The organism is Planococcus sp. BI3, from assembly GCF_056680115.1.
Genome location: NZ_CM155266.1, coordinates 769,098 through 785,322, shown reverse-complemented (window position 1 = coordinate 785,322; position 16,225 = coordinate 769,098). Strand labels below are relative to the sequence as shown.

The window sequence follows — 16,225 nt, the reverse complement described above, 5'->3', positions numbered from 1 at the left end:
TATGAGAAGTTTGCGCATCATCAACATCGAAAAGCAATACCAGCAGACGCAGCAAAAAAACGGTTTGGTGTTTTCTTTGCTGCCGATTGGGCTGACCATCAACGAAGGCGAGTTTTTCACATTGCTTGGCCCTTCTGGATGCGGCAAGACGACGTTGCTGAAATTGGTTGCGGGATTGTTACCGGCGGATAAAGGTGAAATCTGGGTGGGGGATGTTAACTTAACGGAAGTCCCGCCAGAAGCCAGAAAGTTTGCCATGGTGTTTCAGCAATCCCTGCTGTTTCCGCATATGACAGTGGAGGACAATGTGGCCTTTGGTTTGAAGATGCAGAAAATCGGGAAAAAGCAGCGGCTGGCTGATGCACGCGGGATGCTGGAACACGTAGGACTCGATGGATTCGGCAGCCGTTTCCCGAATGAATTGAGCGGAGGGCAGCAGCAACGCGTCGCATTGGCGCGTGCGTTGGTCGCCAATCCACAAGTGCTGCTGATGGATGAACCATTCAGTGCCTTGGATCCGGGTCTCCGGGAAGAAATGAGGGAGCTCCTCAGCCGCATTCAAAAGGAATTCCGTGTCACCGTGCTGTTTGTCACCCATGACCGGGAAGAGGCTTTTCAGTTGTCCGACCGGATCGGTGTGATGAGTGAAGGCTCACTGCTGCAGGTCGGCAAAGCCAGGGATTTATATGAACGCCCTGAAAGCAGGAAAGTTGCTTCCTTTTTAGGCTTAAAAAACAGCATCGAAGGGCTAGTGGCAGATGGCCGGTTTTCATCTGCTGATCGAAGTTTTGATTTTCCGGTGGAAGAAACCGTCGAGCCGGGTCCGTGCCATTTGATCCTTCGGCCAGAAGTGGTGCAGCTCCAAATCTTGAATAATGATCCGCTTCAAGACTCTATTCAGCTTAGCGGAATCATTCAGCAACTGAGATTCAATCATGGGTTCTATACCGGAACAATCCAAATCGGAAGCCATGTATTGGAATGTTCTTTTACCGGCCAACAGGCTGAAGCCATGGTGATTGGACAAGGGGTTGACCTATTCGTGAATAAAAAAGACTTGTGGTTTATCGAATGAATAAAAAAAGACTTGCAACCTTATCGGGTGCAAGTCTTTTTTGTCGGAAATAATTATTCATTTTCTATTCGAATATTTCGAGTGAATATGAATGGGTTGCGATCAATCTCAGTATTCTTAATCATATACCCAAAAGGATGGAGACTCGATTTATGAATATTTTTATTCATTTAGAAATTAGTTAGACTGGTGAATGAAGATGAATTGTTGAATCGGCAAGCTTTGCTGATTTATATCCCAGCTCAGCAGCATCCCCCGGCACTTGACGAACCGCTGATTGTAAAGCTCAGCGGCCGGCTGCTGCAGACGCCGGTTTCCGGCAAATCCAGCTCTACCCGTGCAGCGGCTTCTTGATCGCCCGAAAGATGGGCAACAACAGAGCGGGCTTGTTCAAACCCAGTCGCCATCAGATACGTAGGCGCGCGTCCGTAGCTTTTAGCGCCGATAATATAGAAGTCTTTTTCCGGCTGGCGCAGCTCCCGCTCACCGTGTGGCCGCACAGTTCCGCAGCTATGGACGTTCGGATCGATGAGCGGGGCAAGTGCCGGAACACTTTCAAGCGCCGGATCAAAGCTGTAGCGGACCTCGCGCAGGAGTTCAAAATCAGGCCGGGAACCGGTATTGGCGATTACCCGGTCAAATGGACCAAGCTCAATTTGGCTGCCCCGCTGTTCAGCAACAAGCATGATTTGTTTTTCATTCGTCTTGCTCAGTGACTGGATGAAAGTTGAAGTTTGAAGATCGATTGTTCCTTGTTCCAGCAAGGATTTAACCTGTGTGCCAAGCGCTCCACGTTCCGGCAATTGGTCCGCATCGCCGCCGCCCAAAGCCTGTTCAGGAGAGGTTTTTCGGACAATCCACGTAATTTGTGTCGCCGGATAATCTCTTTTCAGCTGGACAAGATCGAGCAGGGAATTCATAGCTGAATGGCCGCTCCCGACCACTGCCACCTGCTTGTCTTCAAAACGTTTATGGTCAGAGCCGAGAATCGCCGGAATGCCGTAATCGATAAATTCAACTGCTGCATCAGGCGCACCACCGGATACAACGGAGTTGGGGTTTTGCCAGGTGCCGGTTGCATCGATGACGGCTCGCGCGACTATCGTTTCCTGTGTGCCTGTTCCGTTCTCAACAATGAGTTCGAACGGTGTTAACTCCCGGTTCGCAGTGGTCATTTTGTCCAGTCCCTGGCGCTGCAGGTGAACGACCCGGCTGTTTAAGCGGATGAACGGCTCCAACTCGGGAAGTCTGCCAAGCGGCTGAAGGTATTGCTCGGCAATTTCCTTGCCATCAGGCAGCTGATTCGGGTCCGGAATCGGGATTCCGTGCTGCTCGAATAATTTTTGGGATGCAGCATCCATATTGTAGCGCCAAGTCGAAAACAAACGCACATGGCCATATTCAAGAAAATGGGTGCCAAGCGCAGCGCCTGATTCGAATAGAACGAATGGCTGATTGTACTGGACCAGATGGGCGGCAGCTGCCAGTCCTGCTGGTCCGCCGCCGATGATGGCTACCGGTAAAGTGGTTGTCATTTTGATGCACTCCTTCTATAGAAGATCAATTATTTTGTGCTCGCGGCCGAAATCTCATTTGACCGCTTGGCAATTCAGTTTCGGGAGCTGAGGGATTTGTATAGCCCTTCAGGCATTAATTGTGCCAGTTCCTTGTCTGCCAAGGCATAGTAGCTCCAGGTGCCTTTGGTTTCTTTTGTCAGGAAGCCGGCATTCAACAGGATCTTCAAGTGATAAGACAGTTTCGATTGGGGCATCGCCATTTCTTCGGCCAGGTCGCAGACACAGACTGACTTTTTCAGTCCAATCAAATTCAGCAGCTCCAACCGTTTTGGATCGGACAAGGCTTTGAATTTTTGGGCGTAGGTTTCGAAAGTCGTCTGGACTGCGATGTCTTTTTCCAGCTGTTGCGCCATTCCAACCCCTGCTTTCGTTAAATCAATTTTTTTTGATGAATAAATTGTAATCCCTTTCGTACTGGAGTGCAAGGGATAAATCAAGAAAAATTGATTTATTCCAGAATTCTTTTATGGCAATTGACTTATATAACGAAAAGGTTATATACTGAACGCAAAGGAGTGGATCCCAATGGAGACTTTGGCAAAACAATCTGCTGCGGACGTCACGGCTTGCCTGAAGGCAGTCAGCGATCCAACCCGCCTGTTGATGATGAAGCTGGTGGAGGCCCACGAATTATGCGTCTGCCAATTCGTTGAGATGTTCGGCATGAGCCAGCCGGCCATCAGCCAGCATCTGCGCAAGCTCAAGCAAGCGGGACTCGTAAAAGAAAACAGAAGAGGGCAATGGCGATTTTATTCCATGAACCATGAATCGCTGCACGCGCCATTGCTGCAGAACATCTTAAACCATATTGAAGACACCGATCCACTGCTTCAGGCTTTACGCGCCAAAGAAGCACCTGTGGACTGCTGTTAAGAAACCGACCCAAGAATAAAATGAGACAAGCTATTGATCAGCTGCTCAAAAAGGAGAACTCACCATGTCGAAAAAAACCATCTATTTTTTATGTACCGGAAATTCCTGCCGCAGCCAAATGGCTGAAGGCTGGGCAAAACAGCATCTAGCAGGGGAATGGGACGTCTACAGTGCCGGCATCGAAGCACATGGATTAAATCCGAATGCGGTAAAAGCCATGAATGAAGTGGGCATTGATATCTCGAACCAAAGCTCGGACATCATCGATATGGATCTGCTGAATAATGCAGATTTCGTCGTCACTCTTTGCGGCGATGCGGCTGATAAATGCCCCATGACCCCGCCTCACGTCAGACGCGAACATTGGGGCTTTGAAGACCCTGCGAAAGCGCAAGGGACAGATGAAGAAAAATGGTCCGTGTTCCAAACGGTCCGTGATGCAATCGGTACGCGCATCGAAACCTTTGCGAAAACTGGAAACTAAATCATAAAGGAGAATCGATCATGACAAAAGTGATGATATATGACCCCGCTATGTGCTGTGAAACCGGTGTGTGCGGACCTGTAGTGGATCCGAAGCTGACCGCGGTCGCAGCTGCTGTTTATTCATTGGAGAAAAAAGGCTTGGATATCAAACGCTTCAATTTGGGGAATGACCCTGCAGCCTTTGTCGAAAACAAAACAGTCAATGCCTTGTTGTTCGATAAAGGCGTTGACGCGTTGCCAGTGATCCTGGTCGACGGCGAAGTCGTCAAAACCGGCGATTACCCGACTGTCCAGGAATTCGCTCAATGGTTCAAGGTAGAAGCCGCTGAATTGCAGCCCGCAAAACAGCCGGTCAATCCACTGAACGTCAAAATCGCCTCACCCGGTGCAAAATGACCGGCCGTCTGTTTAAACCGTCTGATGTCAGCGGGACACCTTTCCTGTTCTTCACCGGCAAAGGCGGCGTCGGCAAGACTTCGACCGCATCTGCCACGGCTGTGGCTTTAGCGGACTCCGGCAAACGGGTGCTTTTAGTCAGCACGGATCCGGCTTCGAACCTGCAGGACGTTTTCAGCACGGAACTGACCAACGAACCGCAAGCCGTTGATGGGATCCAAAACTTATTTGCCTGCAACCTCGATCCGGAGGAAGCGGCACGCACGTACCGCGATTCAGTGGTCGGGCCCTACCGCGGCAAATTGCCGGATGCGGTCATCAAAGGGATGGAAGAACAGCTGTCTGGCGCCTGTACAGTGGAGATTGCCGCGTTTGATGAATTCACTAAGCTATTGGCCGACGAACGGGTTATGGATGATTACGACCATATCCTCTTTGATACGGCACCGACCGGCCATACGCTGCGGCTGTTGAAGCTGCCAACGGCCTGGAGCGGATTTTTGGACGATTCAACACATGGGGCGTCGTGCCTCGGACCGCTTGCAGGGCTGGATGCCAAAAAGGACCTTTACGCCAAAACGGTACAAGCGTTGTCCGATTCCGAACAGACAACGCTGGTCTTGGTGGCGCGTCCGGATACCGCTTCTTTCAAAGAAGCAGCCCGTGCGTCCCATGAACTCCAAAGCATCGGCATCGTCAATCAGGTGCTGATCTTGAATGGTGTTTATTCACCCGTTCAAAACGAAGACTCTGTCTCCCAGGCATTTGCCCTTCAGCACCAGCAGGCTTTAAACGGGATGCCAGCCCACTTGAAGACATTGCCGGCATACAGCCTGCCGTTCGTCGCGTTTTCATTGACCGGCATCGCTAATTTGCGTCGCCTCTTCAATGAACCCGACTGGCGTCCGGCTCCGGCAGAAAACACCGATCAGCCGCTTGCTGAATTGGCTGGCTTAAAAGATCTGGTCGACCATTATTCAACGCACAATACCCGCGTCATTCTGACAATGGGCAAAGGCGGCGTCGGCAAAACGACGGTTGCGTCGCTGCTCGCAGTCGGCCTGGCTGAAAAAGGGCATTCGGTCCATTTGACGACGACAGATCCGGCGGCCCATCTGGCTGACCGTTTTGAAGGGACCGGCGGTGACCGGTTAACCGTTTCACGGATCGATCCGCAGCTGCAGGTCGAAGCGTATAAAGCACAAGTCATGGAAGCGGCAGGGCCAATGGACGACGAAGCCCGCGCTTACTTGGAAGAAGATCTGCGTTCCCCGTGCACCGAAGAAATCGCAGTATTCCGCGCATTTGCGGAAGTGGTCGCCAAAGCGGACAAGGAAATTGTCATCATTGATACGGCACCAACCGGACACACCTTATTGCTGCTGGATGCCACGCAAACCTATCACAAGGAATTGGAACGTTCAACAGGAGAAATCCCAGAAAGCGTCCAAAACCTGTTGCCGCGTCTGCGCAATCCAAAAGAAACGGATGTCCTGCTCGTCACCTTGCCGGAAGCGACGCCAGTTTTTGAAGCGGCGCGCCTGCAGCAAGACTTGAAGCGTGCGGGGATCCAGGCAAAAAACTGGGTTATCAACCAAAGCCTGGCAGGCACCGGAACAACCGAAGCACTCCTGCAGGCAAAGGCCCAAAGCGAATGGCCATGGATCCGCAAAGTCAGCCGCGAGCTGTCTGAACGGACGGCGTTGATTCCGTGGCAGGCGCAGGACAGCATCGGCTATGAAAAAATGAAGCAACTCGTAACCAACTAAAAGGGGGATTTTCAATGAATATCACACAACCGGCAAAAGACATGCTGTTGGAATCCATGAAAGAAAATACAGCACAAGGCATCCGCTTTTATTTCGCGGGGCAAGGCTGCTGCGGACCACAGTTCGGCTTGTCGATGGACGCGCCGGAACAAGGCGACATCATCAAGGAAGTCAACGGCATCCGCGTGGCGCTTGATGAACGCGTCAGCACAATGGTGGATGACGTATCGCTCGATTTTAAAAACGGCGGCCTGGTACTGGAAGGCCTTCCCGAAAGCAATTGCTGATCTCAATAACTCCAATTTTAAAACCGGCGGCCTGGTACTGGAAGGCCTTCCCGAAAGCAATTGCTGATCTCAATAACTCCAATTTTAAAACCGGCAGCTCCTTTAAACGGGCTGCCGGTTTTTTTATGCCTGCCTGAATTGTCAATCGATTCCGAAAACTGTATTGACACAGATGGGCGTGCTACCTATACTTGATATATAACAGTTTAGCTACTCACAGACGAAAGGGGCCCTACTCATGCTGGCAACATTAACACCACTCGATTGGAAACGCCGCGCAGTCAAATACTACCCGGAGAAAATTGCGGTCATTGACGGAGACAAGAAATTTACATACAAAGAATTTGGAAACCGGGCCGACCGGCTCTCCATCGCTTTACATAACGCCGGCATCACAGAAAAAGATCATGTAGCGGTCATGCTGCCGAACAATCATGCGATGCTGGAATGCTTTTATGGCATTCCGCCGCTCGGAGCAGTCATCGTTCCGCTCAATTATCGCCTGTCGACAAAAGACCTGGCGTATATTCTCAAGCACAGCGATGCCAAGATGCTGATCGTCGATGCGGAATTCGGCAAATTGATCGAAGAAATCCAGGACGAACTGCCGATTGAAAAATACATCATCGTACCTGTAGATGGCTGCGAGTCGGCTATTAAAGGCATTGATTATGAAGACTTTATCGGCGAAGTGCCGGATGACGCCAAAGTGCCGGCCGCAGAACTGGATGAAAACCAGATGCTGTCCCTCAATTATACGAGCGGCACCACGTCCAATCCAAAAGGGGTGATGCAGACCCATCGGACGAATTATATGAATGCAGCGAATTTCCTGCATCACTTGGAAATCAAATACGATGATGTGTACCTGCACACCTTGCCGATGTTCCATACAAACGGCTGGGGCGGCGTCTGGGCGATCACGGCAGCGGGCGGAACGCATGTCTGCCTGCGCAAAGTCGATCCGCCGGTGATTCTGGATCTTTTCGAGAATCACGGCATCACCTCCCTTTGCGGCGCACCGACCGTGGTCAATATGCTGGTCAATGACCCGAAAGCCAAAGAAATCGAATTGACGCAGAAAATTCGGATGGGGACAGCGGGAGCGCCACCTGCCGCGGCGTTGATCGCCAAAGCGCAAAGCATTCTCGGACTGAATATGATGCATGTTTATGGCCTGACAGAAACTTCGCCATTCATCTTGTACTGTGAATGGAAAAATGAATTCAATGAATTGGATCCGGATCAGCAGGCGTCCATTAAAGCGCGCCAGGGAATCGAGCTCGCGTTCAACGGCGAAACCAAAGTCGTCAACCAGGAAGACGGGGAAGAAGTCGCCTGGAACGGCAAAGAGATCGGGGAAATCGTGACGCGCGGCAATGTCGTGATGGCAGGCTATTACAAGGACCCGGAAAAAACAGCGGAAGCGATTCGTGACGGCTGGTTCCATACAGGCGATTTGGCGGTGACCCATCCGGACGGCTATATTGAGATCCAGGATCGCATCAAGGACATGATCATCTCTGGCGGCGAAAATATTTCTTCCACCGAAATTGAAGGGGTCCTTTACAAGCACCCGGCTATTGCCGAAGTGGCGGTCATTGCGGTCCCTGATGAAAAATGGGGAGAAGTGCCAAAAGCCATCATTGTCCTGTACGAAGGGGCAGAAGTGACCGAACAGGAAATCCTGGATTATACTCGCGACAACATGTCCCGTTTCAAAGTACCAAAATCAGTGGATTTTGTAGAAGCCTTGCCAAAAACGGCCACCGGCAAACTTCAGAAGTTCCAGTTGCGGGAAATGTATTGGGGCGGCGGCAAAAAAGTAAATTGATGATAGGCATAGAGGCGAAGAGCGATCTTCGCCTCTATTTTTGGGTTGACTATACTAATAATTCCGAAAGTTCATTTGACAGTAAATAAATGCATTCTTATACTAAAGTAGATATGTTTACGAGAAAGAGATTGAAAGGGGTATGGGAGATTATGATTGCACCATTGACACCACTCGATTGGAAACGCAGAGCCATCAAGTATTACCCGGAGAAAGTTGCTGTCATCGATGAAGAGAAAACCTTTACATACAAAGAATTTGGAAAGCGTACCGACCAATTGGCCTACGCTTTGCACAATGCGGGCATCCAGCAAGGCGACCATGTAGCGGTCATGCTGCCGAATACGCATTATATGCTGGAATGCTTTTACGGCATCTGCCAAATCGGCGCGGTCATGGTTCCGCTCAATTACCGCCTGACCGCCAAAGACCTGGAATACATCATCAACCACAGCGATGCCAAAACATTGATCGTCGATGCCGAATTTGGCAAGCTGATTGAAGAGATCCAGGACAACCTGCCGATTGAGAAATACATCGTGGTGGCAGTGGAAGGCCATGAATCGAAGATCAAAGGGATTTCCTATGAGGATTTCATTTTAGTAGGCAGTGATTTTATGCTTCCTGAAGTGAGAATCGATGAAAATCAGATGCTGACACTGAACTACACGAGCGGCACAACCTCCAATCCGAAAGGCGTCATGCTGACGCATCGCAGCAATTACCTGAATGCCGCCAACTTCCTGTACCATCTGAAAGTGGTGCATGACGACGTCTACCTGCATACCTTGCCGATGTTCCACGCCAATGGCTGGGGCGGCGTCTGGGCCATCACCGCTGCAGGAGGAACGCATGTCTGCCTGCGGAAAGTCGATCCGCCGCTGATCTTGGAACTGTTTGAAACACATAAGATCTCGGTGTTATGCGGCGCACCGACCGTCGTCAATATGCTGGTCAATGAACCGAAAGCGAAAACCATCAACATCACCACCCATCCGCGGATGGGGACTGCCGGCGCTCCGCCTGCTGCTGCCCTGATTGGCAAAGCGCAGGAATTGCTCGGCTTGAATATGATGCATGTCTATGGTTTGACAGAAACTTCGCCATTCATTCTGTATAACGAATGGAAAAAGGAATTTGATGAGAAAACGCCGGATGAACAGGCAACCATCAAAGCGCGCCAGGGAATCGAACTGGCATTCAACGGCGAAACTAAAGTCGTCAACCAGGAAGACGGCAAAGAAGTCGAATGGAACGGCAAGGAACTGGGCGAAATCATCACCCGGGGCAATGTCGTCATGAGCGGCTATTACAAAGATCCGGAAAAAACAGCCGAAGCGATCCGTGACGGCTGGTTCTATACAGGCGATTTGGCTGTAACTTACCCGGACGGTTATATCGAGATCCAGGACCGCATCAAGGACATGATCATTTCCGGCGGCGAAAACATCTCTTCCACCGAAATCGAAGGCGTGCTGTACAAGCATCCGGATGTCTTAGAAGTGGCGGTCATCGCGGTGCCTGACGAGAAATGGGGAGAAGTGCCGAAAGCGATCATCGTCCTGCAGAATGGAGCGACTGTCACCGAACAGGAAATCATCGCTTACACACGCGACAATATGGCGCATTTCAAGGCACCGAAATCCATCGAATTCGTCGAGGCGCTGCCAAAAACCGCAACCGGCAAACTGCAGAAATTCCGTTTGCGCGAAATGTACTGGAGCGGGCCGAAGAAAGTGAATTGATCTGAATAGATGAAAAAACGAAACGTCCGTAAAATGCTGGTAAGCATTTTACGGACGTTTTTTTATAACTGATTCAAAAAATGATATAGTCGAATAAAAGAACTTAGTATCAGTGAAATGCATCATGGTGAATAGCATCACAAGGTCTTTTGCAAAAGTCAAAAGCCCAGGATTGCTACGAAAATCAGCGTGAATACTAAGCTGATGACAGAAGACTTTACCCAACGGAATTTACGATTGATTCCAAGAAGCATACTGACGGCAACATGGATCAGTAAAATGGCTGTAAAAACAATGAGGGCGGTTAACAGAAAATAGAGCACGAATTATTTTCATCCTTCCATAAAGCGAATTTGCCCAGCTTTAAAATGAGCCAATAAAACGAGGAGTGAATCCATATGAAGCTGATTTGCCGTACGTGCCGACTGAAAATTTCAAAAGAAGTAAGGGAATTGCAAGACACCAGCCTGCTGAGCCATGACGATGGCCAAGATTATATTCCTGAAGGATTTTACATTATTGACGACAATAAAATGCACCTCGACTTAAGAGATGCCATCATCATCAACCTTAAGGATCTAGTCAATTCAACGCGCCATTCAAACCGCAGCCGGCTGAATGGCTGCTGTGGCATGGATGGGCTGGATGGAAAGAACCGTCTTTGTTTGAAAAAACATGAAATAGGCACAGAAAAATCGGATTGCTGGATGTCGCATTTTATCGCGTTAGATCCAGAATCGGTTCATTTTGAATGAATAGTATATTCATTATTTTTTATTCGAATACGGCGAATAAAGAGTGTTTCTGGCGAGGGGGGATTATTCATAAATAATCCTATCGCCTCAAATTTCGCAACAGCGTTCTGATTTGTCCTCTATGGCTGATTTCATCTTCCATGACATGGAACCAAAGATAGTGATTATTATAAGGGACGCCGTTTTCCCACCGGCTTTCTTCCAGCAACCAGGGGTCTTCTTTGGATTGCAGCAAGGCTAAGGTGCTGTTTCTGGTTTGCTGCAATTGGGTTAAATAATATTCGAGTGGCCGATTTTTTATAGTTGCTCTCGCCTCATCGCCCAATTCTAAAGGGATTTTCCATTTTGTATATTCAGTAGTGGTCAAATCTCTCCTTTCATTGGAAATGACTTGATGCACAAATTCGATAGACGCCACATGCAGCAGCAAAGCCGCAATGGAGTTTGAACAATCATCCGGCAAATAATCCAATTCGTTTTGGGTCAGGCCGGAAATTTCATTCAAAGTGACATTTCTTGTATGTTCCAACATGAAGACAAGCGCACCTACTTTTTCCGTGTAAGGTTCTGCTGAAAAAATTCGGTAGTCAATCATCTATTCACTTCCCATTCATGGATTGTATTGCGTTGCGAGCATAAAGAAGAGGAGGCCAGCGGAGACATCCGCTGGCCTCCTCTTTTAACGTTTGATTATTGCTCTATCGTTTTCCGAAAATGGCATCTGCTGTGATAGGCGATTAAGCTGACTAGTGCGAGCAATATACCCGATAAGATAAAGACAGAACGGATGCCGATTGCATCAGCCAGTATCCCCATCAATAGGGAAGAAACGCCGAATGTCCCAGTTCCGATCGCACCCAATGTCGTAAATACTGTCGGCAGCCGGTCTTTCGGAACGCTCATTTGGACGATGGTCTGCTGCGGAATGTTCTTGATTTGGCTGAAAATGCCGACCAGAACAGAAAGCAACAGCGCTAGTACCGGAACAGCGTTCAATCCGAAAAGGGAGGTGGCCAAGCTGCTGAAAACTGCTCCTCCGACGATGAAAAGGCTTAGATTCTGTCTAATCCAATCCGAAAACCATAGGCACAAAAGGCTACCGGCAATCAATCCCAGGAAGAAGGAGCCATTGATAAAGCCCCACCACATTTCTTCGAGTATCAGCGCTTCGCTGACGAATACATAAAGGATTGCGGCGATCCATACCGTATCGGCGATTGTTTCGAGTACATCCATCAAAGCAATCCGTTTCAGCACAGGAGAGGCGGAAACGGTTTTCCAGCCGCTGCTGATTTGCTGCCATTTGCCCTGCTTGCTGGATGGTGTGAAATCGGCTCTCTCCAGCCTGCTTAACAGGAGACTGGACAGGAAAAACAAACCGGCGGTTATCCAGATCAATTCATTAGCTGTCAGCCAGACCAACAGCGAACTGCCGACAAACCACATGGCGGTCTGGATCAATTGTGTCACTGTCTCGGTTATTCCATTTGCTTTCAAGAGAAGTTCATTTTTTACATAAACCGGGATAAGCGAGCGGGTGACGGGATTCGCACAGCCGTCAAGCAATGCCACCAAGCTGATGAGCAAAAACAGCCACAGATAGTTAGCCAGTGAAAGCTGTGGCATGAAGAAAGCAAACCCCACCAACAGGGCCGTTTTTCCGATTTGCGAACCCGTAAGCAGCCATTTCAAGTTGAACCGCTCCATCAATAAAGGCGTCAATGTGTTCGAAAAGAACATCGTGCTTGTGATGGTGAAAGGTACGAAAGCGGCAGCAGCGGCGGATCCGGTCAGTTCAAAAATCAGGTAGATAACACTGACGATGTAAAGCACATCGCCGATATTGGCAAGAGACTGCCCAGTCAGCAACAACTTGAAATTCCTATTAAGTTTCATCATAAAATCCCCCAAGAGTTCAATTGGTAAATGACTTCTAGAAGGGAGGAGTTAAATTGGACGAGTGTTCATGAAAGATGTTCCTTTCCGGGAATGATGATCTTCGGGGGATTGAAGTACACCAAAATGTTTGATTATTCCCATTATACGTGAATTATTTGGAAAATAAATGGCTTGTTAAGAAAAAAATGGATATAGTTGAAATTCACCTTATTGTAAAATTTAAGGGTAGTGAAGGGATTTACAAGAAGGGGGCTGGGTATATGAAAACGGTTATCCGCTTATCGAGCATGATCTTACTGGCCATCATTGGATTTTATCTGATATTGACGTTATTGATTTTTACGGTCAGTGACAGCGATGAAGTTCTTCTCTATGCATTCGCGATTGTTATTATCACGTTCCTAATCTTGGTACTCAACCAATTGGTCCGCATCACCGAGCGGCTAGATCAATTAAAGTGAGCCTGATCAGGCCGGATTAATGGATGTGCTTAATTTTGTAAGACCTCATCGATTGAAAATCTCCTTTAAAGCTTACTTGTCCGTTCTGAATCAATGAGCGGATTCGGTAATCGATCCATGAGTCAGAGATTGGCTGCCCAGACAGGCCATATGCTTCACCAATTACCCGGATGGCGTCTATGTAATCATTGCCGGCAGCTTCTGCAACCTGTCCTTTTATACAATCGATGATAAAAGCGTCGTCACGGGTTTCGACTTCTTCTATAATTTCTCCATTTTTCCAGGTACGGACCTGGCTGGTACTGTGAAGCAAGTTCTTTCCATCCTGTTCAAATGTGGTTCGCATGTCTTTTGTTAGGGGGAGGGAAGAGTAGTTATAAAAATGTGCCAGTTGCTTGGAATTGCATTCACCTGAATGCCGGACGGTTTGCTGCATTTCCTGATCCTTCAAGTATTCATTCAAGGCTTGCTGTGTATTTACTAGGGAGAGCCCGACTTGTTTGCCTGTCAGTAAGAAGCAGGCAATGCGCAGCCCGATTTGTTCTGAGGTGTTTTCGCATGTCCAGATGGTTAGCTGTTCACCATTCTTTACATCCTGCAATTCTTTCAAGGAGCGTTGGTGTATCGATAATGCTTCATCAGAGCGGTTATTCATTGGGTGAAATGAAGAAGCTTCCCAATCAGCGCGGATTGAGACACCGCTTTCCAAGTGGATTGCTGTGATTGGACCAATGGAAAAATCAACTGGCAATGAGATGATTTGATCGGTGGTTTCCGGAAATGTGTTTTTTAGCGCGGCCGCAGCCGATTCGCCATTGACAATATGAATCATAGTAGCACTCCTTCAGTTAAGTAAATGGTCTATTCATTACATGCATTAATCGTAGCATAGTTCTTCAACATGAAACAAACAGACATGCATTGAACTAATGGAAACGAATCTGCTTTCTATTCATTGCATAAAATCTGTGAGAATAAACGAATAAACGAATAAACGAATAAATGAATAGATGAAATTTAATGGAAAAGAGGATTTTTGAAATGAATCAACAAATCATTAGCTATTGGAATGAATATTGCGCAAGTCATAATCAGGAATTACCAGCAGAGGCTGATGCTTTTCAGTTTGGAGCAGATGCGGATCAGTTGGCTGAGCTCGTTGTAAAGGGTAAGAAAACAGCTACCTGTTCAGCTCATATACTGTATGAATTGGAAAGGGAGGAATTGCCTCAAGCCGGTCAATACAGCATCGTGCTCAATTCAAAAGAAATGCCTGTAGCCATCATCCGCCTAACAAGCGTATCACTGATTCCGATGAATGAAGTATCGGAAGAATTTGCATTAGCAGAAGGTGAAGGAGACTTCGACTATTGGTGGACGGTTCATCAACAGTTTTTTAGCCAAGAACTAAAAGCACATGGTTTAAGCTACTCAGATGATCTTTTGCTTGTTTGTGAGCGATTCAAGCTTATCTACAAATAAACATTCAAGTATTCATATTTAAAAAGGGGGAATCAAGCTGGAAGAGATCGGTCAACAGGTGGAAGTCGGAGAGTTGTTTCATCTCCGTGAATATATTGGAAAAAATCATGAACATGTAGAACTTGATCGCCATGCATCAATTGAATAAACAGCTATTATCGAAAATAGGATGCACTTGAAGAGGTGAGGCGTTCTATTGTTTTGAGTTTCTAATAATCAGGTGTTTTAATATATAAATGTAATAAACTACTTAAGGAATTATTGAAAAATTCAAAAACCGCAAACAAGAAAATGAGCAAAAGTGAAAAAACTGATGATAACTACAAAAAAACAACATCAAAAAGAGAATAGGACACCCAGAACCACTGACCGGAGAATGAAAAATTATCCCTATACCATTTCGGCATATAAAAATGGCAAAACAGGTATAGCCTAGTAAACAGATTTCAGCAACTAAATTAAAGAGTTCAGGAGGCTAAGGGATGGAAAGAATCACAAAAGAGTTTTCTGTTGAATTTTCTGCTGAACAAAGTCCTTATTTCCAAGTAGAAGAAGAACGACGATTAGCCATTTCTTTTAACCAAGTAAAAGGAAACGCTTCATTTCAGCAGGCGTTCCTTCGACTCTTATTTGATGAAGAGTCTCGGATCGATGTTACTTTTTTAAAGAGGTACTCATTTGGCAAAAGCAAGCGCTTCATATGTTTTGAAAAGAAAGCTCTGCATCAGGCGATTCGCATCCGGAATTGGCGTGAAGACCTTGTTCTTAAACAGGATCATGTTGATTTCCGCTTGAGTTACGTAACGGTACAAGACATTGCACCGCGCGATGTTCTTGCCTATATTCGATCCATCATGCGAGGGAAAAAACCTTCTTATATCGGCTTTTACAATAATCGCTACTTGCTGACAGTGGATACTGATGAATTTGTAGTGATTTCCAAAGATCCAGAAGACTTGAATGATGTACGGAACTTTATCCGAGAAATGAATGGAGAGGAATCAAGATGGCAAAAGTGTATTTTGGCATGATTGTTTCACTTGATGGATTCGTCAATGACCGCCACGGCAAAATAGACAAGCTCTATGAAAGTTACCAGCCGCATTATGAGTCTCCAGGAGCTGTCGTGATGGGGCGCAATAGCTTCGACATGGCCAGCGATCCGGATGGCTACGCCGACCATTACGAGTTTCAAGTGCCATTGTTTGTACTGACCCATCATCCACCGGAAAAACACCCAAAAGAAAACGACAAACTGTCCATCACTTTTGTGACCGATGGCATAGAATCGGCCATCAGCCAGGCGAAGACCGCGGCAAATGATAAAGATGTGCTGGTGTTGGGAGCGAATGTCAGCCAGCAGCTGCTTCGGGCCAAACTGGCTGATGAGCTGCAGATCTGTTTTGCGCCGGTGCTCTTGGGAAAAGGGACGCGCTTTTTCGAGCATTTGGAAGATCTCGAGATTCAATTGGAAAAGATCCGGACATACGTGGACAACCAGCAAGTTGAAAGTTGGTATAAAATCATTCAGCAGTCCAACTAATATCAGTTTTTATTCATTCATGCGGCCAGCCGCATACAAATAG

19 protein-coding genes are annotated in these 16,225 nt (G+C 47.5%); 13 read left to right on the top strand and 6 right to left on the bottom strand.

What is annotated here, in order from left to right; genetic code table 11:
- Nucleotide 1: 1 nt before the first annotated feature.
- The gene (locus tag AC1MEO_RS03960) at nucleotides 2-1,075 is read left to right on the top strand and encodes an ABC transporter ATP-binding protein (protein ID WP_480334483.1); all 1,074 of its coding nucleotides are present in this window, start codon (nucleotides 2-4) and stop codon (nucleotides 1,073-1,075) included.
- A gap of 242 nt (nucleotides 1,076-1,317) precedes the next feature.
- On the opposite strand, the gene AC1MEO_RS03955 is transcribed toward AC1MEO_RS03960, so the two are convergent.
- Nucleotides 1,318-2,610: an NAD(P)-binding domain-containing protein gene (locus AC1MEO_RS03955; RefSeq protein ID WP_480334482.1), complete on the bottom strand. Its 1,293-nt coding sequence runs from the start codon at nucleotides 2,608-2,610 to the stop codon at nucleotides 1,318-1,320.
- Nucleotides 2,611-2,684: 74 nt separating this feature from the next.
- On the bottom strand, nucleotides 2,685-3,005 hold the full coding sequence (locus AC1MEO_RS03950) for an ArsR/SmtB family transcription factor (RefSeq protein WP_480334480.1): 321 nt from the start codon (nucleotides 3,003-3,005) through the stop codon (nucleotides 2,685-2,687).
- 172 nt (nucleotides 3,006-3,177) lie between these two features.
- Here AC1MEO_RS03950 and AC1MEO_RS03945 point away from each other — a divergent pair, with 172 nt between their 5' ends.
- The 7 genes from AC1MEO_RS03945 to AC1MEO_RS03915 all read left to right on the top strand — a co-directional run bounded on the left by AC1MEO_RS03945 (nucleotide 3,178) and on the right by AC1MEO_RS03915 (nucleotide 10,042).
- A complete protein-coding gene (locus tag AC1MEO_RS03945; RefSeq protein WP_480334479.1) occupies nucleotides 3,178-3,525 on the top strand; it encodes an ArsR/SmtB family transcription factor in 348 nt (115 codons plus the stop codon).
- Nucleotides 3,526-3,589: 64 nt separating this feature from the next.
- On the top strand, nucleotides 3,590-4,009 hold the full coding sequence (gene arsC / locus AC1MEO_RS03940; protein ID WP_480334477.1) for an arsenate reductase (thioredoxin): 420 nt from the start codon (nucleotides 3,590-3,592) through the stop codon (nucleotides 4,007-4,009).
- Between the two features lie 20 nt (nucleotides 4,010-4,029).
- Nucleotides 4,030-4,407 (top strand): arsenite efflux transporter metallochaperone ArsD, encoded by a 378-nt coding sequence (gene arsD, locus AC1MEO_RS03935; RefSeq protein WP_480334476.1) that lies wholly within the window; start codon nucleotides 4,030-4,032, stop codon nucleotides 4,405-4,407.
- Entirely contained in the window at nucleotides 4,404-6,176 is a 1,773-nt protein-coding gene (gene arsA / locus AC1MEO_RS03930; RefSeq protein WP_480334475.1) for an arsenical pump-driving ATPase, read from the top strand. The genes arsD and arsA overlap by 4 nt, the downstream gene beginning before the upstream one ends.
- A gap of 14 nt (nucleotides 6,177-6,190) precedes the next feature.
- On the top strand, nucleotides 6,191-6,463 hold the full coding sequence (locus AC1MEO_RS03925) for an adhesin (protein ID WP_480334473.1): 273 nt from the start codon (nucleotides 6,191-6,193) through the stop codon (nucleotides 6,461-6,463).
- 238 nt (nucleotides 6,464-6,701) lie between these two features.
- On the top strand, nucleotides 6,702-8,297 hold the full coding sequence (locus tag AC1MEO_RS03920) for a long-chain-fatty-acid--CoA ligase (protein WP_480334471.1): 1,596 nt from the start codon (nucleotides 6,702-6,704) through the stop codon (nucleotides 8,295-8,297).
- A 152-nt stretch (nucleotides 8,298-8,449) separates the two neighbouring features.
- Nucleotides 8,450-10,042: a long-chain-fatty-acid--CoA ligase gene (locus AC1MEO_RS03915; protein WP_480334470.1), complete on the top strand. Its 1,593-nt coding sequence runs from the start codon at nucleotides 8,450-8,452 to the stop codon at nucleotides 10,040-10,042.
- A 158-nt stretch (nucleotides 10,043-10,200) separates the two neighbouring features.
- On the opposite strand, the gene AC1MEO_RS03910 is transcribed toward AC1MEO_RS03915, so the two are convergent.
- Complete coding sequence (locus AC1MEO_RS03910; protein ID WP_480334469.1) at nucleotides 10,201-10,365, bottom strand: hypothetical protein; 165 nt, start codon at nucleotides 10,363-10,365, stop codon at nucleotides 10,201-10,203.
- Nucleotides 10,366-10,440: 75 nt separating this feature from the next.
- Here AC1MEO_RS03910 and AC1MEO_RS03905 point away from each other — a divergent pair, with 75 nt between their 5' ends.
- Nucleotides 10,441-10,797, top strand: coding sequence for a hypothetical protein (locus tag AC1MEO_RS03905; protein ID WP_480334468.1), 357 nt, complete (start codon nucleotides 10,441-10,443; stop codon nucleotides 10,795-10,797).
- A gap of 79 nt (nucleotides 10,798-10,876) precedes the next feature.
- Here the strand turns inward: AC1MEO_RS03905 and AC1MEO_RS03900 are convergent, their stop codons facing one another.
- Nucleotides 10,877-11,392, bottom strand: a complete 516-nt coding sequence (locus AC1MEO_RS03900) for a DinB family protein (protein ID WP_480334467.1) — start codon at nucleotides 11,390-11,392, stop codon at nucleotides 10,877-10,879.
- A 95-nt stretch (nucleotides 11,393-11,487) separates the two neighbouring features.
- Nucleotides 11,488-12,693 (bottom strand): MFS transporter, encoded by a 1,206-nt coding sequence (locus AC1MEO_RS03895; protein WP_480334465.1) that lies wholly within the window; start codon nucleotides 12,691-12,693, stop codon nucleotides 11,488-11,490.
- Between the two features lie 263 nt (nucleotides 12,694-12,956).
- Between AC1MEO_RS03895 and AC1MEO_RS03890 the strand changes: the two genes are divergently transcribed.
- Entirely contained in the window at nucleotides 12,957-13,157 is a 201-nt protein-coding gene (locus tag AC1MEO_RS03890) for a hypothetical protein (RefSeq protein ID WP_480334463.1), read from the top strand.
- 16 nt (nucleotides 13,158-13,173) lie between these two features.
- On the opposite strand, the gene AC1MEO_RS03885 is transcribed toward AC1MEO_RS03890, so the two are convergent.
- Entirely contained in the window at nucleotides 13,174-13,989 is an 816-nt protein-coding gene (locus tag AC1MEO_RS03885; protein ID WP_480334462.1) for a DUF1835 domain-containing protein, read from the bottom strand.
- Between the two features lie 209 nt (nucleotides 13,990-14,198).
- Here AC1MEO_RS03885 and AC1MEO_RS03880 point away from each other — a divergent pair, with 209 nt between their 5' ends.
- The 3 genes from AC1MEO_RS03880 (at nucleotide 14,199) to AC1MEO_RS03870 (ending at nucleotide 16,182) form a co-directional block, all read left to right on the top strand.
- The gene (locus AC1MEO_RS03880; protein WP_480334460.1) at nucleotides 14,199-14,639 is read left to right on the top strand and encodes an ASCH domain-containing protein; all 441 of its coding nucleotides are present in this window, start codon (nucleotides 14,199-14,201) and stop codon (nucleotides 14,637-14,639) included.
- Nucleotides 14,640-15,121: 482 nt separating this feature from the next.
- On the top strand, nucleotides 15,122-15,670 hold the full coding sequence (locus tag AC1MEO_RS03875; RefSeq protein WP_480334459.1) for a hypothetical protein: 549 nt from the start codon (nucleotides 15,122-15,124) through the stop codon (nucleotides 15,668-15,670).
- Nucleotides 15,646-16,182, top strand: coding sequence for a dihydrofolate reductase family protein (locus AC1MEO_RS03870; protein WP_480334457.1), 537 nt, complete (start codon nucleotides 15,646-15,648; stop codon nucleotides 16,180-16,182). Before AC1MEO_RS03875 ends, AC1MEO_RS03870 begins: the two co-directional genes overlap by 25 nt.
- Nucleotides 16,183-16,225 lie beyond the last annotated feature (43 nt).